The sequence below is a fragment of the uncultured Pseudoxanthomonas sp. genome (assembly GCF_947498795.1).
GTDB lineage: Bacteria > Pseudomonadota > Gammaproteobacteria > Xanthomonadales > Xanthomonadaceae > Pseudoxanthomonas_A.
In genome coordinates, this window is sequence record NZ_CANMLQ010000001.1 from 486,283 (window position 1) to 512,847 (window position 26,565).

The 26,565-nt window shown below is 67.3% G+C and carries 25 protein-coding genes; 19 read left to right on the forward strand and 6 right to left on the reverse strand.

What is annotated here, in order from left to right; all coding sequences use genetic code 11:
* Window positions 1–102: 102 nt before the first annotated feature.
* Both Q0907_RS02310 and Q0907_RS02315 read right to left on the reverse strand, forming a co-directional pair.
* Window positions 103–1,119: a zinc-binding alcohol dehydrogenase family protein gene (locus Q0907_RS02310; protein ID WP_299341087.1), complete on the reverse strand. Its 1,017-nt coding sequence runs from the start codon at window positions 1,117–1,119 to the stop codon at window positions 103–105.
* An 81-nt stretch (window positions 1,120–1,200) separates the two neighbouring features.
* Window positions 1,201–2,403, reverse strand: a complete 1,203-nt coding sequence (locus tag Q0907_RS02315) for an MFS transporter (protein WP_299341089.1) — start codon at window positions 2,401–2,403, stop codon at window positions 1,201–1,203.
* Between the two features lie 97 nt (window positions 2,404–2,500).
* Between Q0907_RS02315 and Q0907_RS02320 the strand changes: the two genes are divergently transcribed.
* A complete protein-coding gene (locus Q0907_RS02320) occupies window positions 2,501–3,415 on the forward strand; it encodes a LysR family transcriptional regulator (RefSeq protein WP_299341091.1) in 915 nt (304 codons plus the stop codon).
* Window positions 3,416–3,421: 6 nt separating this feature from the next.
* On the opposite strand, the gene Q0907_RS02325 is transcribed toward Q0907_RS02320, so the two are convergent.
* On the reverse strand, window positions 3,422–4,225 hold the full coding sequence (locus Q0907_RS02325; RefSeq protein ID WP_299341094.1) for a class III extradiol ring-cleavage dioxygenase: 804 nt from the start codon (window positions 4,223–4,225) through the stop codon (window positions 3,422–3,424).
* Window positions 4,226–4,536: 311 nt separating this feature from the next.
* Between Q0907_RS02325 and Q0907_RS02330 the strand changes: the two genes are divergently transcribed.
* From Q0907_RS02330 to Q0907_RS02345, 4 genes are all read left to right on the forward strand, one after another.
* Window positions 4,537–5,637, forward strand: coding sequence for an OmpA family protein (locus tag Q0907_RS02330; protein ID WP_299341097.1), 1,101 nt, complete (start codon window positions 4,537–4,539; stop codon window positions 5,635–5,637).
* A 200-nt stretch (window positions 5,638–5,837) separates the two neighbouring features.
* Window positions 5,838–6,347, forward strand: coding sequence for a hypothetical protein (locus Q0907_RS02335; RefSeq protein WP_296279058.1), 510 nt, complete (start codon window positions 5,838–5,840; stop codon window positions 6,345–6,347).
* A 42-nt stretch (window positions 6,348–6,389) separates the two neighbouring features.
* The gene (locus tag Q0907_RS02340; protein ID WP_299341100.1) at window positions 6,390–7,187 is read left to right on the forward strand and encodes a pseudouridine synthase; all 798 of its coding nucleotides are present in this window, start codon (window positions 6,390–6,392) and stop codon (window positions 7,185–7,187) included.
* Window positions 7,188–7,261: 74 nt separating this feature from the next.
* Window positions 7,262–7,552 carry a hypothetical protein gene (locus Q0907_RS02345; protein WP_299342660.1) on the forward strand — a complete coding sequence of 97 codons (291 nt, stop codon included), beginning with the start codon at window positions 7,262–7,264 and terminating at the stop codon, window positions 7,550–7,552.
* Between the two features lie 26 nt (window positions 7,553–7,578).
* On the opposite strand, the gene kbl is transcribed toward Q0907_RS02345, so the two are convergent.
* A complete protein-coding gene (gene kbl, locus Q0907_RS02350; protein WP_299341103.1) occupies window positions 7,579–8,778 on the reverse strand; it encodes a glycine C-acetyltransferase in 1,200 nt (399 codons plus the stop codon).
* Between the two features lie 173 nt (window positions 8,779–8,951).
* On the opposite strand from kbl, the gene Q0907_RS02355 reads away from it, so the two are divergent.
* The 6 genes from Q0907_RS02355 to Q0907_RS02380 all read left to right on the forward strand — a co-directional run bounded on the left by Q0907_RS02355 (window position 8,952) and on the right by Q0907_RS02380 (window position 15,292).
* Window positions 8,952–10,418 (forward strand): porin, encoded by a 1,467-nt coding sequence (locus Q0907_RS02355; protein ID WP_299341106.1) that lies wholly within the window; start codon window positions 8,952–8,954, stop codon window positions 10,416–10,418.
* Window positions 10,419–10,434: 16 nt separating this feature from the next.
* Complete coding sequence (locus tag Q0907_RS02360; protein ID WP_299341109.1) at window positions 10,435–11,451, forward strand: sulfate ABC transporter substrate-binding protein; 1,017 nt, start codon at window positions 10,435–10,437, stop codon at window positions 11,449–11,451.
* Window position 11,452: 1 nt separating this feature from the next.
* A complete protein-coding gene (gene cysT / locus Q0907_RS02365; protein ID WP_299341111.1) occupies window positions 11,453–12,313 on the forward strand; it encodes a sulfate ABC transporter permease subunit CysT in 861 nt (286 codons plus the stop codon).
* Between the two features lies 1 nt (window position 12,314).
* On the forward strand, window positions 12,315–13,274 hold the full coding sequence (cysW, locus tag Q0907_RS02370; RefSeq protein WP_299341114.1) for a sulfate ABC transporter permease subunit CysW: 960 nt from the start codon (window positions 12,315–12,317) through the stop codon (window positions 13,272–13,274).
* Between the two features lie 12 nt (window positions 13,275–13,286).
* Complete coding sequence (locus Q0907_RS02375; protein ID WP_299341116.1) at window positions 13,287–14,357, forward strand: sulfate/molybdate ABC transporter ATP-binding protein; 1,071 nt, start codon at window positions 13,287–13,289, stop codon at window positions 14,355–14,357.
* Window positions 14,358–14,545: 188 nt separating this feature from the next.
* Complete coding sequence (locus Q0907_RS02380; RefSeq protein ID WP_299341118.1) at window positions 14,546–15,292, forward strand: TorF family putative porin; 747 nt, start codon at window positions 14,546–14,548, stop codon at window positions 15,290–15,292.
* A gap of 72 nt (window positions 15,293–15,364) precedes the next feature.
* Here the strand turns inward: Q0907_RS02380 and tdh are convergent, their stop codons facing one another.
* A complete protein-coding gene (tdh, locus tag Q0907_RS02385) occupies window positions 15,365–16,399 on the reverse strand; it encodes an L-threonine 3-dehydrogenase (RefSeq protein WP_296279068.1) in 1,035 nt (344 codons plus the stop codon).
* Window positions 16,400–16,580: 181 nt separating this feature from the next.
* On the opposite strand from tdh, the gene Q0907_RS02390 reads away from it, so the two are divergent.
* The 8 genes from Q0907_RS02390 to Q0907_RS02425 all read left to right on the forward strand — a co-directional run bounded on the left by Q0907_RS02390 (window position 16,581) and on the right by Q0907_RS02425 (window position 25,655).
* Window positions 16,581–18,749: a S46 family peptidase gene (locus tag Q0907_RS02390; RefSeq protein ID WP_299341121.1), complete on the forward strand. Its 2,169-nt coding sequence runs from the start codon at window positions 16,581–16,583 to the stop codon at window positions 18,747–18,749.
* Between the two features lie 110 nt (window positions 18,750–18,859).
* A complete protein-coding gene (locus tag Q0907_RS02395) occupies window positions 18,860–19,504 on the forward strand; it encodes a histidine phosphatase family protein (protein ID WP_296279070.1) in 645 nt (214 codons plus the stop codon).
* A 42-nt stretch (window positions 19,505–19,546) separates the two neighbouring features.
* A complete protein-coding gene (locus tag Q0907_RS02400) occupies window positions 19,547–20,359 on the forward strand; it encodes a TonB family protein (protein WP_299341123.1) in 813 nt (270 codons plus the stop codon).
* Window positions 20,360–20,367: 8 nt separating this feature from the next.
* Window positions 20,368–21,633, forward strand: a complete 1,266-nt coding sequence (gene folC, locus Q0907_RS02405; RefSeq protein ID WP_299341126.1) for a bifunctional tetrahydrofolate synthase/dihydrofolate synthase — start codon at window positions 20,368–20,370, stop codon at window positions 21,631–21,633.
* A gap of 67 nt (window positions 21,634–21,700) precedes the next feature.
* Window positions 21,701–22,714, forward strand: a complete 1,014-nt coding sequence (locus Q0907_RS02410; RefSeq protein ID WP_299341129.1) for an SPOR domain-containing protein — start codon at window positions 21,701–21,703, stop codon at window positions 22,712–22,714.
* 40 nt (window positions 22,715–22,754) lie between these two features.
* Window positions 22,755–23,366 (forward strand): CvpA family protein, encoded by a 612-nt coding sequence (locus Q0907_RS02415; protein ID WP_296279074.1) that lies wholly within the window; start codon window positions 22,755–22,757, stop codon window positions 23,364–23,366.
* 7 nt (window positions 23,367–23,373) lie between these two features.
* Complete coding sequence (gene purF / locus Q0907_RS02420; RefSeq protein ID WP_296279075.1) at window positions 23,374–24,843, forward strand: amidophosphoribosyltransferase; 1,470 nt, start codon at window positions 23,374–23,376, stop codon at window positions 24,841–24,843.
* Between the two features lie 14 nt (window positions 24,844–24,857).
* Window positions 24,858–25,655, forward strand: coding sequence for a ferritin-like domain-containing protein (locus Q0907_RS02425; RefSeq protein WP_299341132.1), 798 nt, complete (start codon window positions 24,858–24,860; stop codon window positions 25,653–25,655).
* A gap of 110 nt (window positions 25,656–25,765) precedes the next feature.
* Here Q0907_RS02425 and lpxH read toward each other — a convergent pair whose 3' ends face one another.
* Window positions 25,766–26,503, reverse strand: a complete 738-nt coding sequence (gene lpxH, locus Q0907_RS02430; protein ID WP_299341135.1) for a UDP-2,3-diacylglucosamine diphosphatase — start codon at window positions 26,501–26,503, stop codon at window positions 25,766–25,768.
* Window positions 26,504–26,565 lie beyond the last annotated feature (62 nt).

Genomic DNA, 26,565 nt, shown 5'->3' on the forward strand with positions numbered 1-26,565 from the left:
GATCGCGCAGCAGCGCGCGGCGGCCAGCCACGATAGCGCAAGTCCCCGGCGCGTCGGTACCCAGCGCCGGCGGACTGCCGGCCGGCGCGTCGCTCCTCCGGCCTACCAGCCGGCCAGCACCAGCTTGCCAATGGTGGTGCCGGATTCCAGCCGGCGATGCGCTTCGCGCAAGTTCGCTGCGTTGATCGGCGACAGCGTATCGGTCAGCGTGCCGCGCAACTGGCCGGCATCGATCAGGTCGGCGACGCGGTCCAGCAGGGCGCCCTGTTCGCCCATGTCGGCGGTGCGGAAGCGCGGGCGGGCGAACATCATCTCCCAGTGGATGCCGATGCTCTTGGCCTTGTAGGGGTCGCCGATGCGCAGTTCGCCCTTGGGTTCGACGATCAGTCCGACATGGCCGAGCGGTGCGAGCAGTTCGCCCAGCTCGGTCCAGTAGCGGTCGGTGTCGGCCAGGTTCAGCGCCGCATCGATCGTGTCGAAGCCCAACGCCTTCAGCTGCGGTCCCAGCGCTTCGCGATGATTGACCACGTGGTCGGCGCCCAGCGCCTTGCACCAGTCGATGGTGTCCTGGCGCGATGCCGTCGCGATGACGGTGAAGCCAGCGCGCTTCGCCAACTGGATCGCGATCGATCCCACGCCGCCGGCACCGGCGATGACCAGCAGCGACTTGCCTTCACCGCCGCCGTCGATGGCGTACGGCATGCGGTCGAACAGCAGTTCCCATGCGGTGATCGTGGTAAGCGGCAATGCGGCGGCTTGCGCGAAGTCGAGCGATGCGGGTTTGCGGCCGACGATGCGTTCGTCGACGAGTTGGAATTGCGCGTTGCTGCCGGGGCGGGTGATGTCGCCGGCGTAGTAGACCGCGTCGCCGGGCTTGAAGCGGGTCACGGCTTCGCCAACCGCTTCGACCACGCCCGCGGCGTCGTAGCCCAGCACCTTGGGTTGCGCTTCGACCTGCGGCTTGGGCGAGCGCACCTTGGTGTCGACCGGGTTCACCGACACGGCCTGCACGCGCACGAGGATGTCGTGGCCGGTGGCGGTGGGCGTATCGAGTTCGACGTCCAGCAGCGATTGCGGATCATCGATGGGCAGGTAACGGGTGAGTGCGATGGCTTTCATGGCGGTTCCTGGTGGGGAGTCGGGACACGTGCCGCGATGATGCGGCGCGCAGAACAAAGAGGCGATGCGACGAAGGGAGGATCAGGCGCAATCGGCGGCGAGCGCGAAGCGCTGGCGGCGCTCCAGCGCAAGCGCCCACAACGCGACGGCGAATGCGGAGGCCGGCACGAGCGCGGCGACCCACGGCAATGCGGAAAGGCCAAGCCCTTGCGAAATCACCAGGCCGCCCAGCCACGCGCCGAGCGCGTTGCCGAGGTTGAAGGCGCCGATGTTCAGGCTGGACGCCAGACTCTGCGCATCGCTGGCCTTCTGCAGCACCCACAGCTGCAGCGGCGACACCGTGGCGAACGCCGCGGCACCCAGCAGGCCGGTGAAGACGATCATCGCCCAGCGGCTGTGCAGGGCGAAGCTCATCACACCCATCACCAATGAGAGCGCCGCGAGCGTGCCGAGCAGGGCGGTGGCGTGACGGCGATCGGCGAAGCGCCCGCCCAGCAGGTTGCCGATGATCATGCCGACGCCGAACACGAGCAGGATCGGCGACACGGCCGCATCGGCGAAGCCGGTCACCTGCGTCAGCAGCGGCTGGATGTAGGTGTAGACGGTGAACATGCCGCCGAAGCCCAGTACCGTCATCAACAGGCCCAGCAGCACCTGCGGGCGGCCGACGACGCGCAGTTCGTTGCGGAACGACAGCGGCGCGGGCGCGCTGCGGTCCGCCGGCACCAGCGTGGCGATGATGACGGTGGCGAACACGCCGATGGCGGTCACGGCCCAAAACGTCGCGCGCCAGCCGTATTCCAGGCCCAGCCAGGCGCCGGCCGGCACGCCGAGCAACGTGGCGACGGTGAGGCCGGTGAACATGATGGAAATCGCCGAAGCCTTGCGGTCTTCACTGACCAGGCCGGTGGCGACCACCGCGCCGACACCGAAGAAGGTGCCGTGCGCCAGCGAGGTGACCACGCGCGCGGCCATCAGCAGTTCGTAGTTCGGCGCGAGTGCGCACGCCAGGTTGCCCAGCGTGAAGACGATCATCAGCGCGACCAGCACCGCCTTGCGCGGCATGCGGTTGGTGGCGGCCGTCAGCAGGGGCGCGCCGACGAACACGCCCAGCGCGTAGCCGGAGATCAGCAGGCCCGCCGCAGCGATGGAGACCTGCAGGTCGGCGGCGACCTGCATCAGCAGGCCCATGATGACGAATTCGGTGGTGCCGATGCCGAAGGCGCCGGCGGTGAGCGCATACAGGCCCAGCGGAAGCCGGGAGGACGTGGGAGCTGGAGGCATGGCGGGAGCCCGGAAGGAACAAGGCGCGCAGCTTGCACCTTTCCTTCCTGATGGGAAACGGTGAATATGCCGAATCACTATCAATGGAATATTGATAATGGATCGTGTCGGCGACCTGGCCCTGTTCCTCCGCGTGCTGGATCTCGGGTCGATCACCGCGGCCGCCCACAGCCTGGACCTGTCCGTGGCGGTGGCCAGCCAGCGACTGAAGCGGCTGGAGAAGGAATTGGGGGTGCGGCTGCTGCACCGAACCACCCGCCGCCTGCACCCGACGCCGGAGGGTGCCGCGCTGGCCGAGCAGGGGCGGGTGCTGGTGGAGGAACTCGAGACGCTAGGCACGGGGCTGCGCGAAGCCGCACGCGAAGTCGCCGGCACGCTGCGGGTCACGACCTCTGCCTCGTTCGGGCGCCAGTACGTCTCGCCGCTGCTGCCGGCGTTCCTCGCGCGGCACCCGAAGCTGCGGCTCAGCATCCATCTGAGCGACAACGTGGTCGATCTGGTCAGCGAGGGCTTCGACCTTGCGATCCGCATCGGCGCGCTCGACGATTCGCGCCTGGTCGCCCGGCGCATCGCCACGAACCGGCGCGTGCTGTGCGCCTCGCCCGACTATCTGCGCCGACGCGGGCGACCGCGCACGCCTGAAGACCTGGCCCGGCATGATTGTCTGCTGCTGTTCGGCAGCGGTGGCCGCCAGGACGTGTGGCGGCTGGGCACGCCGGCGGGCGGCGAGGTCGCCGTACGCGTGCAGGGACGCTTCGAAAGCAATTTCGGCGAGGTACTGCGCGATGCCTCGCTGGCGGGCGAGGGCGTCGTGATCCATTCGCTGTGGCACGTCGCCGACGACCTGCGCGCCGGCCGGCTGGAAGTGGTGTTGCCGGATTACCCGCTGGCTACGACTGCGATCAGTGCCGTGATGCCGCAACGTCGCCTCGTACCGCCGCGTGTGCGGGCCTTCACCGACTTCCTGATCGAGCAGTTCGGCGATCACCCGCGATGGGAGCTCGGTCTTTAGGGCGGGTCAGGCGGTGTCGAAGGCGAACGCGTCCAGCGCCAGGCCACCCATTTCCACGTCGCGATGGAGCAACCGCCCGTTGGCGCCAACGCCGCCGGCACCTAGCGCTACATACAGCGGGAAGAGGTGTTCGGTCGTCGGATGGTTGCGATGTGCTTCGGGCAATGCGGTCCAGTCGAGCGCACCCGCGACGTCTCCCGCCAGCAATCGGTCGCGCAACGCGTCGGTGAAGTCGGCGACCCAATCGTAGGGCGCTGCGTGCGCGTGTTGCCAATCGAGGGCACGAAGGTTGTGCGAGAACCCGCCGGACCCCACCACCAGCACGCCCTGCGCGCGAAACGGCGCGAGCGCCAGCCCGATGCGGTAATGCCAGTCGGCGGTCTGCGACGGATTGACGGATAGCGCGACGACGGGGATCTCCGCATCGGGATACATCCGCCGCAGCGGGACCCACACGCCGTGGTCCAGGCCGTGGTGGTGATCCACCTGCGCGGCGAAACCCGCGTCGCGCAGGTGGTTCGCGACCTGGTCCGCGAGCGCCGGTGCGCCTGCGGCCGGGTACTGGATGCGATACAGCGCGTCCGGAAAACCGCCGAAATCATGGATCGTGTCCGGCGTCGGAGCGGCCGTGAGCGTAGGTTGCGCGTGGACGAAATGCGCAGATGCCACGAGGATCGCGCGTGGCCGCGGCAAGCGCGTGCCGAGATGGTCCAGGAACCGCCCCGTCGGCGAATCCTCGACCGCGAGCATCGGCGAGCCATGCGACAGGAAGAGGCTGGGAAGGGGGGCGAGCGGGGAGGCGGCATTCATGGCGCGAAGGATCGTCACCTTCCGGGGCCGTACCAAGGGTCTGCGCTGCACCAGTGCGTTGCGAACCCGGGACACCACCGGGAAAGGGTCCGCTTTGACAGGCCAGGCGTGAAGATCTGCGCCACTTCGCTTGAAGAGTGTTAACCTTGCCCGACTTGTTATGGTACCGTTAACACAGTCTTCACGTACCCCCGCATAATCTGTTCAGCAAGGCGACGGGTGTCTGTCGCCTCGGATAACAACTAGAACCGCTGTTGGCAAAGCACTTCGGTTTTTCTAACACTGAACTTTTACATGGAAAGGAGCTGCAAATGAACAAGAAGATTCTCTGCGCCGCGCTGCTCGGCGGCCTGAGCCTCGCGAACACTGCGATGGCGCAGGAATTCGACGACCGTTGGTACCTGACCGGTTCGGTGGGTCAGAACATGCAGGATTCGGATCGTCGTACCGACGATACCCAGTTCGGCACCTTGGGCCTGGGTAAGTTCATCAGCCCCAACTGGTCGATCGACGGCGAGCTGAACTACCAGAACCCGGGTTTCGAGTTCAATGACGACCTGAACTGGAGCCAGTACGGTATCTCGCTCGATCTGCGTCGCCACTTCATCCAGGAAGGCCGCGGCTGGAATCCGTACATCGTGACGGGCCTGGGCATGCAGCGTTCGGAAGAAGAGTACGTGATCAACAGCCCGGCCTCGCCGGCGCAGCGTCGCGACAACAACCTGGCTGCCAAGCTGGGTATCGGTCTGCAGGGCACCTTCGACAAGCGCGTCGCCGTGCGTGCCGAAGTGGCCTACCGTGCCGACTTCGACGACCAGAGCTACACCGCTGAAGGTGGCATCCACCAGCAGTCGGAAAGCTGGTTCGGCGACGTGCTGGCTTCGGTCGGCGTCGTGATCCCGCTGGGCCCGAAGGCCGAAGCCGCTGCTCCGCCGCCGCCGCCGGCCGCTCCGAGCTGCGCCGACCTGGACGACGACGGTGACGGCGTCAACAACTGTGACGACAAGTGCCCCGGTTCGCAGGCTGGCCAGACCATTGGTCCGGACGGCTGCCCGGTGCAGGTCTCGATCGACCTGAAGGGCGTGAACTTCGACTTCGACAAGTCGACCCTGCGTCCCGACGCGATCGCGATCCTGAGCGAAGCCGCCGAGATCCTGAAGCGCTACCCCGACCTGCGCGTCGAAGTGGCTGGCCACACCGACCTGTGCGGTGCGGACGCCTACAACCAGTCGCTGTCGCAGCGTCGTTCGCAGACCGTGTACGACTACCTGACCAGCAACGGCGTCAGCGCCTCGCGTCTGGTGGGTCCGATCGGTTACGGCGAGAGCCGTCCGCTCGAGCCGACCGCGCAGACCCTGCCGGGCTGCAAGAGCGAGCGTAACCGTCGTACGGAACTGAACGTCCAGAACTGATCGGACGCTCTTCCAGCACCATCCGAAGCCCGGCCTTGTGCCGGGCTTCGTTTTTTTCGGCGTGATGCGTGCGAATTGCGTGATCGCGCTTCGTCTTTCCGCATCGGATGCGCTGCACGCCCGTTAATTTCTTGCCTTGCCATGAGGCGCTGCCTAAACTCCGGGCACGTCCCGCAAGAAAATGTCACGGAGCTTCGCCGATGCATCGCCACGTCCTTGCCAGTCTGTTGTGCATCGCCGTCACGCCCGTCGCATATGCCGCGCCGGACTGCGCCGGGAGTCTGGTTCCGCCGCCGCTGAAGACACCCGCGACTGTGATCGCGCCGGTGGCACCGGAGTTCACCGCGGCCGCCACGCAGCTGGGTGCGCCCTCCGGCGTGCTGGCGTCGCATGCGTTCGACGAGTCGCAGTCGGTTGACCGTGTGCTGATGCGCCTGCGTATCGAAGGCTGCCGCAACGTCGCCAAGGCGATGCCCGCCGTTACGGCGCCTTCTGCGTCGGCCGCCACCGCCAGCCCGGCGGCCTACCAGCCCAAGACGGCGCACGACAACACGCCCTGGCGGTTCGACATGAGCCAGAACGGCAAGCGGATGACCGCAGACGAGTTCGATGCCTGGATGAAGTCGCGCGGCGTGCGCGTGGTCAAGGCTCCCGGTGCTCCGGCTGCCGCGCCTGCGCCTGCACCCGCCGAGCCCGCCAAGAAGAACTGATGCCCGAACGGCCGGTTTCCCGGCCGTTCTGCTGTCGGGACCATGACGACGCGCAGGCCTCCTTTCCGCGACACCGCGCGTGGCGGGGTGCGCGCGCGCGTCAATGATGCGAAGGGCGCGCGTCACGGACTCGCTCGCGTATTGTCGAAGCAAGGGGTGTGTTCGCGCAGCGAGGCCGCCCGCTGGATCGTCGAGGGCAGGGTGTCGGTCGATGGCCGCATCGTGCGGGATCCGGAGTTCCCGGTGGTCGCGGGCCGTGCCGCGATCCGGGTGGATGGACAGGCCGGTACCGCACCCGAGCGGCTTTACCTGATGCTCAACAAGCCCCGCGGCCTGGTGACCACGGCGCGCGACGAACAGGGACGGGACACGGTTTACCGGTGCCTGGAAGGCGCGCGCCTCCCATGGATCGCGCCCGTGGGCAGGCTGGACAAGGCCAGCGAGGGCCTGCTGCTTTTCACCAACGATCCCGAATGGGCGGCGCGCATCACCGATCCGGCACACGGTCCCGACAAGACGTACCACGTGCAGATCGATCGTTTGCCGGACGCCGCGTTGCTGCAAGGCCTGACGGACGGCGTGAGCGTCGACGGCGAAACCCTGTCCGCCCATGGCGTTCGCATCCTGCGAAGCGGAGCGCGCAATGCGTGGCTGGAGATCGTCCTGGACGAGGGACGCAACCGGCAGATCCGTCGCCTGCTGGCCGCGTTCGATTTCGGGGTATTGCGCCTGGTGCGTGTCGCGATCGGACCGGTGGTGCTGGGCGAACTGGGCAAGGGCGCATGGCGCGCGCTCGAGGCGCATGAGCGGGATGCACTCGCCCCGACAACCGGGCGCTGATTGCGCGACGGCGGTCCGGGTTCGGCGCAGTCCGCCTGTCTACACTCGCTCACGCTGATCCTGGGGAACCCACCATGTACCGTTCGAACCTGCGCCTGCCACTGTGCGGCGCCATGATGATCGCCGTCGGCCTGTCGACGGGCTGCGCGTCGACATCCTCGTCCTCCGCGATCAGGAAGGATGCGCCGGAAGACGTGGTCACCGTGAAGGCCGGCCCGCACGGCCACCGGTTCGACATGCAGCAGAACGGGCGCAGCATGACGGCGGAAGAATTCGACGCGTGGATGAAGGCACGCGGCATCCGCGTCGCGAAGGGCGCGCCGGCCAAGCCAAGGACCGCCAGTACGGCGAAGCGCGCCCGCTGACCCGGCAAGGCGCGCCGGTCCCTGCATCAGGCGTTCAGCACGTCCAGGTCGCGGCTGATGCGGATGAACGCGTCGATCGCGCGGTCCAGGTGTTCACGCGTGTGCGCGGCGCTTATCTGCGTGCGGATGCGCGCCTGACCCTTCGGCACCACGGGAAAGAAGAAGCCGATCGCATAGATGCCTTCCTGCAGGAGGCGCTCGGCGAAACGCTGCGCCAGCGGCGCGTCGTACAGCATGACCGGACTGATCGGGTGCACTCCCGGTTTGATGTCGAAACCGGCCGCCGTCATCTTCTCGCGGAAGTAGCGCGTGTTTTCCTGCAACCGTTCGCGAAGGTGGCCGGCCGCGGACAGCATTTCGAACGCCTTGATGCCGGCAGCCACCACGTGCGGTGGCAGCGAGTTGGAGAACAGATACGGGCGTGAGCGCTGGCGCAGCAGCTCGATCACTTCCTTGCGGGCGGTGGTGAACCCGCCCAGCGCGCCGCCCATCGCCTTGCCCAGCGTGCCGGTGATGATGTCGATGCGATCCAGCACCCCCTTCACTTCGGCCGAACCGCGACCGGTGGCGCCGAGGAAGCCGGTGGCGTGGCATTCGTCGATGTGCACCAGCGCGTTGTATTTCTCCGCCAGCGCGGTGATCTCGTCCAGTGGGGCGATGAAGCCGTCCATCGAGAACACGCCGTCGGTGGTGATGAGCTTGGTCTTGCAGCCGGCCGCATCGGCCGCCTGCAGTTGCGCTTCCAGGTCCGCCATGTCGCAGTTCGCATAGCGGAAGCGCTTGGCCTTGCACAGGCGCACGCCGTCGATGATCGAGGCATGGTTCAGCGCGTCGGAAATGATGGCGTCTTCCTCGCCCAGCAACGGCTCGAACAGGCCGCCGTTGGCATCGAAGCAGGCAGCGTACAGGATGGTGTCCTCGGTGCCGAAGAAGTCGGCGATCGTCTTCTCCAACTGCTTGTGCAGGTCCTGCGTGCCGCAGATGAAACGCACCGAGGCCATGCCGAAGCCGTGCGTGTCCAGCGCGTCCTTGGCCGCGGCAATGATGTCCGCGTGATCGGCCAGGCCCAGGTAATTGTTCGCGCAGAAATTCAGCACCGTGCGGCCGTCGGCGAGGGTGATTTCGGCGGACTGCGGGCTGGTGATGATCCGCTCCGACTTGAACAGGCCCTGGGCGCGGATGTCATCGAGGGTGGCGGCGTAATGGGCAGTGAGTGGGTTGGCCATGGCACGGGGCTGGGAAGGGAAGGCGCCATTCTACCCGCGGCCACAAAACGCCCTGTTGCGTCATGCGCGTACGGCATAAGCGACCCCCGTTTCGTCATTTCCCTGTCCGCATGTGCGCCCGCAGCATCGCCTCTCCGGCCCAGGACGGGGCCTTCACACGGGGAACAGCGGTCATGCGGACACACTCGGGCCCACGCAAGCGCAAAGGCAGTGGCGTCGCCATCCTGGGCGCATTGGCCTGTTCGCTCGCGCTTCCCGTATCCGCACAGAACCAGCCCACGGTGCAAGACCTGCTGCAACGCCTGGAAGCGCTGGAGCGCCGCGTCGGCGATGCGCCGACGGCGGCAGCGGCCGAAGGCGAAACCGGTCCGGCCACGCTGGGCGACCTGGATCAGCGCCTGCGCATCCTGGAGCGGCGCATAGAGCTGCAGCAGGAAGAAACGGCGGCCAAGGCCAAGGACGCTCCCGTGGTCGCGGTGAACGACAAGGGCGCGTCGCTGAAGTCGGCCAATGGCGACTACGAGTTCAAGCTGCGCGCCCTGATGCAGGGCGACGCGCGCTTCTTCCTCGACGACGACGTGGTGCCGCAGAACGACACCTTCCTGTTCCGCCGTATCCGCCCCACCATCGAGGGATCGCTCGGCAAGCTGGTGTCGTTCCGGCTGACGCCCGAGTTCGCCGGCGACAGCGCGACGATCGTCGACGCGTACGTCGATGTGAAGCTGGATCCGGCACTCACGCTGCGCGCCGGCAAGGTCAAAGGCCCCATCGGACTGGAGCGGTTGCAGTCCGGCGGCGCGATCGGACTGATCGAGCGCAGTTTTCCCACGGAACTGGCGCCCAACCGCGACCTGGGCATCCAGACGCAGGGTGAGTTCGCGGAAGGACGCGTGACCTATGTGGCGGGCGTGTACAACGGTGCGCCGGATGGCCGCGATGCGGCGACCACCAATCCGGATGACGAATTCGAGTATGCGGGCCGGCTGTTCTTCGAACCGTTCAAGAACACCAGCAGTTCCTGGTCCGGCCTGGGCTTCGGCATCGCCGGCAGCATCGGCGACAAGCAGGGCACGGGCAACAACTTCCTGCCGCGCTATCGCACCCAGGGGCAGGCGCAGTTCTTCAATTACCGCAGCGCGGTCGCCGCGGATGGCGAGCACAGCCGCATTTCGCCGCAGGGCTATCTGTATCGCGGCCGTTTCGGCCTGCTGGCCGAATACATCGCCTCGAAGCAGGAACTGCTGGTCACCAGCGGCGCGGCGGCAGGCACACGTGCGGATCTCGAGAACACCGCCTGGCAGGCGACGGCGAGCTGGGTGCTGACCGGTGAAGACGCCAGCTACCGCGGCGTGGTGAAGCCCTCGAAGCCGTTCAGTCCCGGCAGTGGCTGGGGTGCGTGGGAACTGGTGGGCCGGTACGGCGAACTGGAGATCGACGACGGTGCCTTCCCGCTGTTCGCCGATCCGCTGGTCGCTGCGCGGCGCGCCAAGGCATGGACGCTGGGCGTCAACTGGTACCTCACCAACAACCTGAAGCTGGTCGTCAATTATCTGGACACCCAGTTCGGGGGCGGAACTGCCGCGGGCGCTGACCGCGAAGACGAAAAGGCCGTGTTCTCGCGACTGCAGGTCGCCTTCTGATTCCCGGAGACCCTCCATGAAGACTTCCATCCGCCACCATGTCCGCACTGCGCTGCTGGCCTTCGGCCTGACGCTGGCCGCCGCCTCAGGCGCCAAGGACATCAACCTGCTCAACGTGTCGTACGACCCGACGCGCGAGTTCTACCGCGAGTTCAACGCCGCCTTCGCCGCCGACTGGCAGAAGACCAGGGGGCAGAAGGTCAGTATCGAGACCTCGCACGGCGGTTCCGGCAAGCAGGCGCGCTCGGTCATCGACGGCCTGGAAGCCGACGTGGTGACGCTGGCGCTGGCCTATGACGTCGACTCCATCGCACAGCGCGCCAAGCTGTTCCCGGCCAACTGGCAGTCGCGGCTGCCGGAGAACAGCGCGCCGTACACGTCGACCATCGTGTTCCTGGTGCGCAAGGGTAATCCGAAGAAGATCCGCGACTGGCACGACCTGGTGAAGCCCGGCATCTCGGTGATCACACCGAATCCGAAGACCTCGGGCGGCGCGCGCTGGAACTACCTAGCGGCGTGGGCGTATGGGCTGAAGATCTTCAAGGGTGACGAGGCCAAGACGCGCAACTTCGTGCGCGCGCTGTTCCGCAACGTGCCGGTGCTCGACACGGGTGCGCGCGGGTCCACCACGACATTCGTCCAGCGCGGCATCGGTGACGTGCTGCTGGCGTGGGAGAACGAGGCGTTCCTGTCGATCGAGGAACTGGGCCCCGACAAGTTCGACATCGTGGTGCCCTCGCTGTCGATCCTCGCCGAGCCGCCGGTCGCGCTGGTGGACCGCAACGTGGACAAGCACGGCACGCGCGAGGCGGCCCAGGCCTACCTCAAGTACCTGTATTCGCCGACCGGCCAGCGCCTGGCTGCCAAGCACTACTACCGTCCGCGCTACCCACGGTACGCGGCGCGGGAAGACATCGCACGCTTCCCCAAACTGGAGCTGGTGACGATCAACGGCGTTTTCGGCTCATGGGCGAAGGCCCAGTCCACGCATTTCGCCGACGGCGGCGTGTTCGACCAGATCCAGGCGAAGTAACGTGGCGGCAGTGCATCCGTGGTCCGGAAAGGCGCGCCCGCGGCGCATCATTCCCGGTTTCGGCCTCAGCCTGGGCTACACGCTCGCGTGGCTGGGGCTGATCGTGCTTATTCCGCTGGTAGGGGTGTTCGCCAAGGCGAGCGGGCTCGGGCCGGCCGGCCTCTGGGCGGTCTGGACGGAGCCGCGCGTGCTGGCGGCGCTGCGGATCAGTTTCGGCACGGCGCTGGTGGCGGCCGCCTTCAATGCCGTGATGGGCACGCTGGTCGCGTGGGTGTTCGTGCGCTACCGCTTCCCGGGCAAGCGGGTGTTCGACGCGATGATCGATCTGCCGTTCGCCTTGCCCACCGCCGTGGCCGGCATCGCATTGACGGCGCTGTACGGGCCGACCGGCTGGCTCGGGCAATGGCTGGAAGCGGCCGGCATCAAGGTCGCGTACACGCCGCTCGGCATCACCGTGGCCCTGGTGTTCATCGGCCTGCCGTTCGTGGTGCGCGTGGTGCAGCCGGTGCTGGCGGAGATCGAGACCGAACTCGAAGAAGCGGCGGCCACGCTCGGCGCAAGCCGCTGGCAGGCGGTGCGCCATGTGGTGCTGCCGACGCTGTGGCCGGCCGTGCTGGCCGGCTTCGCGCTGGCGTTCGCGCGCGGCGTGGGCGAATACGGTTCGGTGATCTTCATCGCCGGCAACCTGCCGGGCGTGTCGGAGATCGCGCCGCTGCTGATCACGATCAAGCTGGAAGAGTTCGACTACGAGGGCGCCACCGCGATCGCCGCCGCGATGCTGTTGTTGTCGTTCGCGCTGCTGCTGGTGATCAATACCCTGCAGGCGCGGCTGCAGCGGACCGGCAAACGGGCGGGCGGGTAGCATGGGCGACGCCCTCTCCGCCGTCATCGCCGTTCCGCCGGAGTCGTCTGTCGTGGATGCACCTGCACGTCCCGTACGCCACCATGCCGCTACCACCGAGCCCGCCTGGGTGCAGGTGCTGCTGGTACTGGGTGCGCTCGCGTTCCTGCTCTCGTTCCTGCTGCTGCCGCTGGCATTGGTGTTCGTGGAAGCGCTGCGCGGCGGCTGGACGGCCTTTGCGGCCGCCATCACCGAAACCGATGCGCTGGCCGCGGTACGACTGACGCTGCTGGTGACGGCGATCGTGGTGCCGCTCAACCTGGCCTTCGGCGTCGCGGCCGCGTGGGCGGTCAGCAAGCACGAGTTCCGCGGCAAGCGGTGGCTGGTGACGCTGATCGATCTTCCGTTCGCGGTATCGCCGGTGGTCGCCGGGTTGATCTACGTGTTGATCTTCGGTGCGCAGGGCTGGGCCTACGCGTTGATCGACGAAGGCTGGCGCTTCCCGCTGCCACTGCTGGGCGAGCTGCACGTGCAACTGCCGAAGATCATCTTCGCGCTGCCGGGCATCGTGCTGGCCACGATCTTCGTGACGTTCCCGTTCATCGCGCGCGAACTGATGCCGCTGATGGAGCAGCAGGGTACCGACGAAGAGCTGGCTGCGCTCAGCCTCGGCGCCAGCGGCTGGCAGACGTTCTGGCGCGTCACGCTGCCCAACATCCGCTGGGCGCTGCTGTACGGCGTGCTGTTGTGCAGTGCGCGAGCGCTGGGTGAGTTCGGCGCGGTCTCGGTCGTGTCCGGCCACATCCGCGGCCGCACCAATACGCTGCCGCTGCATGTGGAAATCCTCTACAACGAGTACGCATACAGCGCTGCGTTTGCGGCGGCCTCGCTGCTGGCGCTCACCGCGCTGGCGACGCTGGTGCTGAAGACCTGGCTGGAATGGCGCCACGGCGAAGCCCTGGCCGCCAACCACCGTCATTGAGAAGGCGACATCATGGGCATCAAGATCGAACACCTGGGCAAGCAGTTCGGCGACTTCGCTGCGCTGGATGACGTGTCGCTGGACATCCGCCAGGGCGAGCTGCTGGCGTTGCTCGGACCCTCGGGCTCTGGCAAGACCACGTTGCTGCGCATCATCGCCGGACTCGAGCATGCCGATCGCGGGCGCGTGCTGTTCGACGGCGAAGAGGCGACACGTCTCAGCGTGCAGGCGCGGCGGGCGGGCTTCGTGTTCCAGCACTACGCGCTGTTCCGCCACCTGACGGTGGAGGAGAACATCGCCTTCGGCCTGCGCGTGCGCAAAGGCCGTCATCGCGTGCCCGATGCGACCATCCGTGCGCGGGTCGCGGAACTGCTTTCGCTCGTGCAGCTCGACGGCTTCGGCGCGCGCTACCCGGCGCAGCTCTCCGGCGGTCAGCGGCAGCGCGTGGCCCTGGCGCGGGCGCTCGCCATCGAGCCACGCGTGCTGCTGCTCGACGAGCCGTTCGGTGCGCTCGATGCACAGGTGCGTCGCGACCTGCGGCGCTGGTTGCGCGAACTGCACGACCGAACCGGGCTGACGACCATCTTCGTCACCCACGACCAGGAGGAGGCGCTGGAGCTGGCAGACCGCGTCGCGATCCTCAACCGGGGCCGCATCGAGCAGGTGGACAGTCCAGCCGATGCCTATGACGTGCCGGCATCGCCGTTCGTGTATTCGTTCGTCGGTGCGGTCAACCGGCTGCCCGCGCGCTGGGAGGACGGCACACTGCGTGTCGCCGGCTTGCTCTTGCAGTCGCGCGGCCAGGCGGGGCAGGAGGGGGATGCGGACGTCTACGTGCGGCCGGAGGATCTCCATCTCGTAGATGCCGCCGGCGCGTCGTCCTGGCCCGCGACCATCGTCGACGCGCAGCGGACCGGGCCGCGCCTGCGCCTGCGCACGCGTCTGGTCGACAGCGGCGTGGAGCTCGACGTGGAATTGCCCGCCGACCGTGAAGGCCCGGCGACGCTGCCAGGGCAGTCCATCCATTTGGCACCAAAACGGTTCGGATGGTTTCCCCGCGGCGGTGCAACGGCACCAGCCTGATGCGGCCTAACTGCATGAATTGATTGAAAAAGAAACCAATTTCCGATGACTTCGTCCAGCACTTGACGCAGGCGATTGGTGCGGCGCACTATCAGGTTGCAGTTAAAAAACCGTGAAGCTGTGATTACGGTGCGATATCGATCACCGCCTCCGCCGCCACCATCCGCCAACCGATCAGGAGACTCCGGATGAAGCCCGTCAAGCTCGCCACCGCCCTTGCCACCGCTCTGCTGCTGGCCCTGCCGCTGTCCGCGTTCGCGCAGGATGCCGAGGAAGAAGCCTCGTCACCTTTCAGCGCCACATTCACCGGCACGTCCGACTACGTCTTCCGAGGCGTCTCGCAGACGGACAACAAGCCGGCGTTCCAGGTCGGCGCCACGTATTCCGCTCCGTTCGGCCTTTACGTGGGCGCGTGGGCGTCGAACGTGGACTTCGGACGCGGCGGTCCTGACATCGAAGTGGACTACTTCGTCGGCTGGAACAAGGATCTCAACGACGCCTGGAACATCGACCTGGGCGTGAACCGTTATACGTACGAGCGCGCCGCCAGCGATTACGGCGACATCGACTACAACGAGTACCTCGCGAAAGTCACGTGGAGCGGTCCGGTCACCGTCGGCGGCATCCTCGGTTATGCGGACGATTACGGCAACACCGGCGCGGACCAGGTGTATGCGGGCGTGTCGGCGAGCTACGACATCGGCGACAGCGGGTTTTCCGTGGCCGCGAGCACCGGGTACACGTCCATCGATTACGGCAGCGACGGGCGCGTCGACTACTACGACGGCTCCATCTCCGTGTCCAAGGCGTTCGGCCCGGCGACCGCGACCCTGGGGTACTACGACACCTTCGGCTCGGATGCCTCCGAGCTTCGCAGTGCTTCGGACATCTACAAGCCGGGTCTCGTCCTGACGGTCGGTATCGCCGTGCCCTGACGCTGGCAGCTGCGTGTAAGGAAAAGGGCGCCTCGCGGCGCCCTTTTCATTTGTCCTGTGCCTTATGCGACCTCAGTTCCAGCTCAACACCACCTTGCCGGCCTTGCCCTGTTCCATCAGGTCGAAGCCCTTCTGGAAGTCGTCGATCGGCAACTGGTGCGTCAGCACCTTGCCCAGCGGAAAGCCGCTCAGCACGAGCTGCGTCATCTTGTACCAGGTCTCGTACATCTTGCGGCCGTAGATGCCCTGCACCGTGAGGCCCTTGAAGATGATGCGGTCCCAGTCCACGCCGGCACCCTTGGGCAGGATGCCGAGCAGCGCGATCTTGCCGCCGTGGTACATGCAGTCGAGCATGTCGTTGAAGGCGCGCGGGTTGCCGCTCATCTCCAGGCCCACATCGAAGCCCTCCATGTGCAGGTCGGCCATCACGTCCTTCAGCGACGTGTTGGCGACGTTGACCACGCGGGTGGCGCCCATGTCGGCCGCCAGTTTCAGGCGGAAGTCGTTGACGTCGGTGACCACCACGTTGCGCGCGCCGATGTGCTTGCAGATGCCGGCGGCGATGATGCCGATCGGGCCCGCGCCGGTGATCAGCACGTCTTCGCCGACCACGTCGAACTCCAGCGCGCAGTGCGCAGCGTTGCCGTACGGGTCGAAGAACGCGGCCAGCTCGCTGGGGATCTGGTCCGGGATCGGCCACAGGTTGCTGGCGGGCATCACCATGTACTCGGCGAAGGCGCCATTGCGGTTCACGCCGATGCCCACGGTGTTGGGGCACAGGTGCTGGCGACCGCCGCGGCAGTTGCGGCAATGGCCGCAGACGATGTGGCCCTCGGCCGATACGCGCTGGCCGACCTCGTAGCCCGTCACCGCCGAACCCAGCTGCGCGATGCGGCCCACGAATTCGTGGCCGATGGTCAGGCCTGGCTTGATGGTGCGCTGGCTCCACTCGTCCCACAGGTAGATGTGCAGGTCGGTGCCGCAGATGGCGGTCTTTTCCAGCTTGATCAGCACCTCGTTGGGACCGGGCTGCGGGACGGGCAGTTCCTCCATCCAGATGCCTTTGCCGGCTTCGCGCTTCACCAGCGCCTTCATCGTCTGTGCCATCGGGCATCGATCCAGGGAAATGAGGGCGCGGATTATACGCCCCGGTCCATGGTGGACCCGTGGCGGGGTCCGTGGCGCCTCTGCGTGGCGTGGAGGCGGGGCCGGTGTAGGACAAAAGTCATGGTCGGCCGGGGCGGCAGGTTCATTACAATCGCAACCTTCTGTCCGTTCCGGGATTTCCATGCGTCCGAACCTGCTCGCCGCCGCCCTCGCGGTTCCGCTCTCCCTGCTCGCCGTCCAGATCGCCCAGGCGGGCGAGGGCATGTGGGTGCCTCAGCAACTGCCTGAAATCGCTGGCCCGCTGAAGAAAGCGGGGCTGAAGCTGTCGCCGCAGCAGCTCTCCGACCTCACGGGCGATCCGATGGGCGCGGTCGTCGCGCTGGGCGGCTGCACCGCCAGCTTCGTCTCGCCGAACGGACTGGTGGTCACCAACCACCATTGTGCCTACGGCGCGATCCAGCTGAACTCCACCGCCGAAAACAACCTGATCAAGAACGGCTTCAACGCGCCGACGACCGGCGATGAAGTCAGCGCGGGTCCGAATGCGCGCGTGTTCGTGCTGGACGAGATCACCGACGTGACGAAGGACGCGAAGGCGGCCATCGCCTCCGCCGGCGCCGACGCGCTGGCGCGCACCAGCGCGCTGGAGACCTTCGAGAAGAAGCTGATCGCCGACTGCGAGGCCGAGGCCGGTTTCCGCTGCCGTCTCTACAGCTTCTCCGGCGGCAACACCTACCGCCTGTTCAAGAACCTGGAAATCAAGGACGTGCGCCTGGCGTACGCGCCTCCGGGCAGCGTGGGCAAGTACGGCGGCGACATCGACAACTGGATGTGGCCGCGCCACACGGGCGACTTCGCCTTCTACCGCGCCTACGTGGGCAAGGACGGCAAGCCGGCGGCGTTCTCCAAGGACAACGTGCCGTACCGGCCGAAGCATTGGCTGAAGTTCGCCGACAAGCCGCTGGGTGAAGGCGATTTCGTGATGGTGGCCGGTTACCCGGGGTCGACCAACCGTTATGCGCTGGCCGCCGAATTCGACAACACGGCCGCCTGGACGTACCCGACCATCGCGCGCCACTACAAGAACCAGATCTCGATGGTGCAGGAGGCCGGCAAGAAGAACGCCGACATCCAGGTGAAGTACGCGGCCACCATGGCCGGCTGGAACAACACGAGCAAGAATTACGATGGCCAACTCGAGGGCTTCAAGCGCATCGATGCGGCCGGCCAGAAGAAGCGCGAAGAGGCTGCCGTGCTGGCATGGCTCAAGGGCCAGGGCGTGAAAGGCCAGCCTGCACTGGATGCGCACGCAAAGCTGCTGGCCTTGTTGGATCAGAACAAGGCCACGCGCGAGCGCGACCTTACGCTGGCGATGTTCAACAACACCGCGATGATCGGCTCTGCCACGCAGCTGTACCGGCTGTCGATCGAGCGCGAGAAGCCCAATGCCGAGCGCGAATCCGGTTACCAGGAACGCGACCTGCCGGCCATCGAAGGTGCGCAGAAGCAGCTGGAGCGCCGCTACGTGGCCTCGATGGATCGCCAACTGCAGGAGTACTGGTTGAACGAGTATCTCAAGCTGCCGGCGGACCAGCGGGTGGCGGCCATCGATGCGTGGCTGGGCGGCAACGATGCTGCCGCAGTCAAGCGGGCGCTGGATCGCCTGGCGGGCACCCGGCTGGGCAGCACCGACGAGCGGCTCAAGTGGTTCGCGGCCGATCGGAAGGCGTTCGAGGCCAGCAACGATCCGGCCATCCAGTACGCGGTGGCGGTGATGCCGACGCTGCTCAAGCTCGAACAGGAGCGCAAGACGCGCACCGGCGAGAACCTGGCTGCGCGCCCGGTCTATCTGCAGGCGCTGGCCGACTACAAGAAGAGCCAGGGCGAGTTCGTCTACCCGGACGCCAACCTGTCGCTGCGCATCACCTTCGGCAACGTGATGGGTTACGCGCCCAAGGACGGCGTGGCGTACACGCCGTTCACCACGCTGGAAGGCGTCGTGGCCAAGGAAACCGGACAGGATCCGTTCGACTCGCCCAAGGCATTGCTCGATGCCGTGGCCGCCAAGCGCTATGGCGGACTGGAGGACAAGCGCCTCGGTTCGGTGCCGGTGAATTACTTGTCCGATCTGGACATCACCGGCGGCAACTCCGGCTCGCCGGTGCTGGATGCGCACGGCAAGCTGATCGGGCTCGCCTTCGATGGCAACTGGGAATCGGTGAGTTCCAACTGGGTGTTCGATCCGAAGATGACCCGCATGATCGCCGTGGACGGTCGATACCTGCGCTGGATCATGCAGGAGGTCTATCCGGCTCCCCAACTGCTGAAGGAAATGGGCGTCGGCCAGTAACACCTGCAACCGAGCGGCAGGCACGGGACGGGAGCGGGTATGATCCGCTCCCGTCCTCGTTTCCAGCTTCCGGAAACGGGACCGCTTCTCACGAATGGACACACCGACGCATGCGCATCCTGCTTGCCCGCCACGGCGAGACGCCGTGGAACGCCGAAGGCCGCTACCAGGGCCAGATCGACATCCCGCTTTCTCCCGTCGGCGAAGGGCAGGCGACCGCACTGGGCCTGCGCCTGAAGGACGTCCGCATCGATCGGGCGGTGGCATCGCCACTCTCGCGTGCGCAGCGGACGGCAAAGCTGGCGTTGGGCGAGGCGCGTGCCGACCTGCTGCAGACGGATGCGGACCTCCAGGAGATCGCGCACGGTGAATGGGAAGGTCTGCTCGCCAGCGAGATCCAGGACAAGGACCCGGCGCGCCTGCTCGCATGGCGCGAGGAACCCGACACGGTGCTGATGCCGGGCGGAGAGTCGCTGCGCCAGGTGCTGGACCGTTCATGGCGCGGCCTGGCGCGCGCCGTCGACGGCCTGGGCGACGACGACACCCTGCTGATCGTGGCGCACGATGCGGTGAACCGTGTCCTGCTGTGCCGCATCCTCGGCCTGCCGATCGCGAAACTCTGGACGTTCCGCCAGGCGCCGACCACGCTCAACCTGCTGGAGGGCCCGACGGTCGACCAGCTGGAGGTCGTGCGCCTCAACGATTGCGCGCACCACACGCCCTTCTTCGGCGAAGCCAAGCACCGCGCGCTCTGAGACTGCGCTACGCTCCGGACGGGGGAGAAAGGGGAGACTGCGATGAAAGCCTGGATCCTGGTCCTGGCCATGACCGGCCTGCTGTCGGCGGCGGGCGCCGGTGCCGTGGACGACATCGGTGCGCACGTCGTGACGAAGGTGCCGCCGAAGTACCCGACCGACGCCGCGCGTGCGGGCATCTCCGGGACCGTCGTGCTGGTCATCACGGTCACGGCGACCGGTGCGGTGGAGAGCATCCTGGTCGAGCGATCCTCCGGCAACCGGTCGCTGGATACCGCCGCGATCGATGCGGCGAACGAATGGACGTACGCGCCGTCGATCGAGCACGGCAAGGCCGTCCGTGGCCGCGTGCGCGTGCCGGTCGACTTCACGATGGGGGACGAGGACGAGCCCGTGCGCGCCGCCGTCGCGCATCTCGCGCCGCGCCTCCGCGTGCCGGTCGTGACGCCGGATGCCGATGGAACCCTGCCACGGTTCATCCAGGATCCATTGCCGCTGGAAGCCGACGGCGTCGCCGCCACCATGGCATTGCTGGAGGCGCAGGCCACGCCGATCGACCTTCCCGACTTGCCTGCCGACATCGCCCTCTATACGTGGACGGGCGAAAACGGCGAGACCCGTTGGGAGGTGTACACCGGTGAGATACCGCACGCGCCCACACTGGTCCGCACGCGTCTGACCACGGATGGCAAGCATGGCTTCTCCGTGACCCGCGTGCTGTGCGAAGCGAAGGATGCGGAGGCCTGCAAGCGGTTCCTCGGCCATGTGCAGCGTTCCGGACGCCAGCGCGCCGTGCCCCTGAAGATGCCGGAGGCGGGTGGCGCCGGATCGAAGGGCGCCGTGCCTGGGGGATAATGGCGCGCATGCGCACCCTCGACGACTGGCTTTCCCATATCGAACACCAGCACCCCAGGTCCATCGAAATGGGTCTGGAGCGCGTGCGCGAGGTCGCCGCGCGGATGTCGCTCGGCAAGCCCGCGCCGCGCGTCATCACCGTCGGCGGCACCAACGGCAAGGGCTCGACCGTCGCCTTCATCGAGGCCATCGCGCGCGCGGCCGGATGGAAGGTCGGGGCGTACACGTCGCCGCACCTGCTGCGCTACAACGAACGTGTCCGCATCGATGGCGTCGATGCCGACGATGCTTCGCTCGCCGCCGCCTTCGAAGCGGTGGACGCCGCGCGCGGCGGCACGACGCTGACCTACTTCGAGTTCGGCACCCTGTCGGCGCTGTGGTTGTTCGGGCGCGCATCGCTCGACCTGGCCGTGCTCGAGATCGGCCTGGGCGGGCGCCTGGATGCGGTGAACATCGTCGATCCCGATGTCGCCGTCATCACGACGGTCGACATCGATCACACCGACCTGTTGGGCCACGACCGCGAAAGCATCGGCGCGGAGAAAGCGGGCATCGCCCGTGCATGGAAGCCGTTGGTCCTCGGCGAGGTGGATTCGCCCTCCAGCGTGTTGCGCCATGCCTATGCCATCGGCGCGAATGCGCTACGTCTCGGCAGCGATTTCTTCCACGAGCCCGTCGACAGCCAGCGCTGGCGCTGGCGCGAAGTCGGCGCCGAACTCGACCTGCCCGTGCCGGTCCTGTCCGCGCCTTCGCAGCGGGCGAACGCCGCCACCGCGATCGCCGCGTTGCGCGCCTTGCCGGGAGACGCCTTGCCCGACGAGGCCTTTTCGAAGGGCGTGGCCAGCGCGATGCTGCCGGGCCGCCTGCAGCGTGTCCGGCATGCAGCCGTGGATGTGGTGCTGGACGTCGGCCACAACCCGCAGGCGGCGCGCGAACTGGCGTCGTGGTTGCAGGCCAATCCGATCGGCGGCAGCACGCGGGTGGTCTTCGCCGCGCTTGCCGACAAGGACGTGCAGGGCGTGACCGGTGCGCTCGCCGACTTGCCGCTGCAGTGGTTTCTTGCGGGACTGACGCTGGGGCCGCGGTCGCAGGCCGCCGAACAGCTTGCGGCCCGACTGCAGGACGGCATCAGGCAAGTGGCATCGTTGCATAGGGGTGTGGCGGAGGCGTTGCGTGCGGCGCTCGACGCATCGGCGCCGGGCGATCGCGTGCTGGTGTTCGGCTCCTTCCACACCGTCGCCGACGCGTTGCAGGTCCTGCATTCAGGTCGATGACGGGGTGCGCCGCGATGCGCGCCGTATAATCGCTGCGGCATTCCCGCCGCAGCTGCCGTGGACCTGGATGGATACTGCCCTGAAACAGCGCCTGATCGGTGCCGTCGTGCTGGTGGCGCTTGCCGTCATCTTCCTGCCCATGCTGGTGAAGGGGCCTGCACCCGACAGTGGCGTGTCCGACGTGCCGCTGGACGTACCGCCCACGGCCGATGGCGAATTCGAAACGCGTGAACTGCCGCTGGTGACGCCGGGCAACGCACCTGCGTCCGGTGCCGTGGGACTGCAGGGCCAGGTGGCTGCGCCCGCCGCGGAGCCGGCGCCGGCTGCGGGCGCCCTTCAGCCGGCGGCGACGGCGGCCGGCAACTTCGCCGTCAGTTTCGGCGCCTACGCCACCCAGGCCGATGCCGACGCCGTCCTGGCCCGTGTGCGCCAGGCGACCCTGCCAGGCTTCGTCGAGCCGGCCACCATCAACGGCAAACCCGCGTTCCGCGTTCGCGTCGGTCCCTACGCCGACCGTCCGCAAGCCGAAGCCGCGCGCCTGGACGCCATCAAGATCCGCGGCGACGTCAACGCCCAGGTCGTGACGCTCGACGTTCCCGCCGGCACGCCGGCTGCCACACCGTCGACTGCCCCCGTCGCGTCCGTCGCCACGGCCACCCCGGCCACGCCCGCCGTCACCACCCAGGCGCTGCCCCCCGAGCCCATGAAACCGGCGCCGAAGCCTGCGACGACCGAGGTCAAGCCGGCTGCCGCCCCGGCACCGACGAAGCCCGCCGCCACCACGCCGGCGACAGCGACGGCATCTGCGACCAAGCCTGCCGAGGCGACGAAGCCCGCCGCGTCCGGTACCGGGTTCGCCGTGCAACTTGGGGCCTTCTCGAATGCGTCCGACGCCAACGCGTTGCGCGACCGTGCGCGCAGTGCCGGCTTCAGTGCGTTCGTCGAACAGGTGCGCACCGACAAGGGCACGCTCAATCGCGTGCGCGTGGGACCGGTCGCCAACCGCGCCGATGCGGACCGACTGAAGGGACAGGTGGCATCGAAGATCGGTGTCGACGGCATGGTCCGTCCGCACCCTTGATGCCGTCGCGCCGTCGCATCGAGCGCCACGGGCGCGCTGCATGAGCGCGCTGGACCTGACGCTGCTGGCCATCGTCGGCGTGTCGACCCTGTTCGGCCTGATGCGCGGCTTCATCAGTGCGCTCGCGTCGATGGTCGCCTGGCTGTTGGCCGGCTGGGTGGCGTTCCATTACGGCGGCGACGTGGCCCATGCGTTGTCGGGCGACGGCCAGCCGTCGGCGAGCGAGTTGCTGGGCGGCTACGTCATGAGCTTCATCGGCGTGATGATCTTCGTCGGACTGACCGGCTGGGCCATCCGCCACCTCGTCAAGTCGGTGGGCCTGTCGGGTCTGGATCGCGTGCTGGGTCTGGCGCTGGGACTCGCGCGTGGGGCCTTCGTCGCCTGCATCGTGCTGCTGCTGGCCGCCTTCACCGAGTTGCCCCGCGAACCTGAATGGAAACGCTCGTCCGTCGTCCCCGTGCTGCTGCCGGGTGCGCAATGGTTGTCGCAATGGTTGCCGGAATGGACTGTGCAGGAACTGGACTTTGGCAACGGACGCCCAGCGGGCGATAATGCGCGCCTGCAAACGCTGCTGCCCCTGCCGCTGGAAGAGCCCGGCGCACCACAGGAGCACGCCCCCTCGTCTGCCTCACCCGCGTCGAAACCGGAGTAGATCCACCATGTGCGGCATCGTCGGAATCGTCGGCAACCAGAACGTCGCCGGCCAGCTTTATGACGGGCTGACCGTCCTCCAGCACCGCGGACAGGACGCCGCCGGCATCGCCACGGCCGACGGCACGCGGCTGCGCGTGCACAAGGACAACGGACTGGTACGGGACGTGTTCAACGCCAAGGCGATGAGCGTGCTGGAAGGGCGCGTGGGCATCGCCCATTGCCGCTATCCCACCGCCGGCTCCGAGGGCATGGACGAAGCGCAGCCGTTCTACGTGAATTCGCCCTACGGCATCGCGCTGGCGCACAACGGCAACCTGATCAACACCGACGCCTTGCGCCAGGACGTGTTCGCGCAGGACCGACGCAACATCAACACCGATTCGGACAGTGAAGTGCTGCTGAACGTGTTCGCGCACGAGCTGGACCTGCAACGCACGCTCACCCCTGAAGCCGCGATCCGCGCCGTGGCCGGTGTGCACCGCCGGGTGAAGGGCGGTTATGCCGTCGTCAGCGTGGTGCTGGGCCTCGGCCTGGTGGCGTTCCGCGATCCGCACGGCATCCGGCCGCTGGTGCTGGGCAAGCGCGAGCATGGCGAAGGCACCGAATACATCATCGCGTCCGAATCCGCCGCGCTCGACATCCTCGGCTTCGTGCGCATGCGCGACGTGCAGCCCGGCGAGGCGATCGTGATCACGGCGCGCGGCGAGCTGTTCAGTGAAATCGTCGCGGACGCCCCGCAGCACGCACCCTGCATCTTCGAGTACGTGTACTTCGCGCGCCCGGATTCGATGATCGACAACGTGTCGGTGCACAAGGCCCGCATGCGCATGGGCGTGAAGCTGGGCGAGAAGATCCTGCGCCTGCGTCCCGACCACGATATCGACACGATCATCCCGATCCCGGATACCTCGCGCGACGCTGCGCTGGAGATTTCCAACGTGCTGGGCGTGAAGTACCGCGAGGGCTTCATCAAGAACCGTTACGTCGGCCGCACGTTCATCATGCCGGGGCAGGGCGAACGGGTGAAGTCGGTGCGCCGCAAGCTCAACCCGATCAACCTGGAATTCCGCAACCGCGTCGTGCTGCTGGTCGACGATTCGATCGTGCGGGGCACCACGTCCAAGCAGATCGTGCAGATGGCGCGCGATGCCGGCGCGCGCAAGGTCTACCTGGCCAGTGCAGCGCCGCCGGTCCGCCATCCCAATATCTACGGCATCGACATGCCGGCCGCCGACGAGCTGGTGGCGCACGAACGCAGTGTCGAGGACATCGAGCGCGAGCTGGGCTGCGACTGGCTGATCTACCAGGACTTGGAAGACCTGGAAGCCGCCGTGCGCGAGGGCAATCCGAACCTCACGGAGTTCGATTCTTCGTGCTTCGACGGCAAGTACGTCACCGGCATCGAGCCGGGATACTTCGCGCGCATCGAACAGGCGCGCTCCGACGAAGCCAAGCGCAAGCGCCGCGTCGGCTGACGCGGCCGGCGGGCATGGCCACGCTGTTCGAGGCCGCGCGCATCTGCCTGGACGCGTCGGACATCGACGCGAAGGTCGCGCTGACGCAGGACTACGCCACCGCGTTCGCGCGCGGCGAACTCGCAGCCTGCCCCGATGCGCCGCCGCCTGCGCCGATCCGCATGCCAGGACGTCCGCCCAGGCCCGTGCTGGTGCACCCGCGCGACCTGCCTCGCCGCGGACTGGGCAGCGTGCCGGGCAGGGCAGCCTTCATCCATGCCATCGCGCACATCGAACTCAACGCCATCGATCTGGCCTGGGATGCGGTGTACCGCTTCCGCGGACTGCCGGCCGCGTTCTATGCGGACTGGGTCGGCGTGGCCCATGACGAGTCGCGCCACTTCGTGCTGCTGCGCGACCGGTTGCGTGAACTGGGTTACGACTACGGCGACTTCGACGCGCACAACGGTCTTTGGGAAATGACCGAGAAGACCGCACATGACGGTCTTGCGCGGATGGCGCTGGTACCGCGCGTACTGGAAGCGCGCGGGCTGGACGTCACGCCCGGCATGATCGTGAAGCTGCGCGACCTCGGAGACGAACAGACCGTCGCGATCCTCGACGTCATCCTGCGCGAGGAAGTCGCGCATGTCGCCGCGGGGTCACGCTGGTTCCGCTGGTATTGCGAACAGCGCGGCATCGAGCCGCGCGCGCGCTTCCGCGAACTGCTGAGGGAATACGCGGGCGGCTACCTGCACGGTCCTTTCAATATCGAAGCGCGGCTGCTGGCGGGTTTCGACGAGGATGAACTGGCGGCGCTGGAAGCGCCGTGACGTCGAGGGTGGAACAGCGGTGGGGGCGACGTAAGTCGCGATGACGGCACCGCGGTAGTTCATCGCGACTTGCGTCGCTCCCATGGACTGCATCTCATGGCACGCATCGCTCAGAGCGAATCCAGCGCCATCCCGTCAGGCTCGACGCGCAGTACGGATCCCTGCTCGTACCAGTCGCCCAGCACGATGCGGCGGCAGGTGCGATCACCGACCGCGAGGTCGTGGATCGCCGGGCGGTGCGTATGGCCGTGGATCAGCGTGTCGATGCCGAACTGCGCGAACGTCGCATCCACCGTTGCCGGCGTCACGTCGGTCAAGGTTTCGAACTGTGCCCTGTCGTTCTGCTTCATGCCGCCCTGGTGCGCAGCGCTGGCAGCGCGTGCCTGCGCCGCGAAGGCCAGCCGTGCGGCCAGCGGCTGCGCCAGGAACTGCGCCTGCCAGGCTGGATTGCGTGTCTGTGCGCGGAACGCCTGGTAGGCGACATCGCCGGTGCAGAGCAGATCGCCGTGCATCAGGATCGCCGGCTTGCCGTACAGCATGACGACGGCGGGGTCGGGCAGGATGCGCATGCCGGCCCGGCGCGCGAAAGCATCGCCGACGAGGAAATCGCGGTTGCCCCGGATGAAGTACACCGGCACCCCGGCGTCGGCCACCTCGCGGATCCGGGCGGTCACGTAGGCGCCGGTCTCCGAGGGGTCGTCATCGCCCACCCAGGCCTCGAACAGGTCGCCCAGGATGTACAGTGCATCGGCGCTGCGGGCCTCCCCCTGCATGAAGGTCCCGAACAGCTCGGTCACGGCGGGGCGTTCGGCGTCCAGGTGCAGATCGGAGATGAAGAGCGTGGTCATGTGGGGATTCTAAGCCTCCCCCTGAATGAGCAGGGGGAAACGCGGTGCGCGCGGGTTAAAAT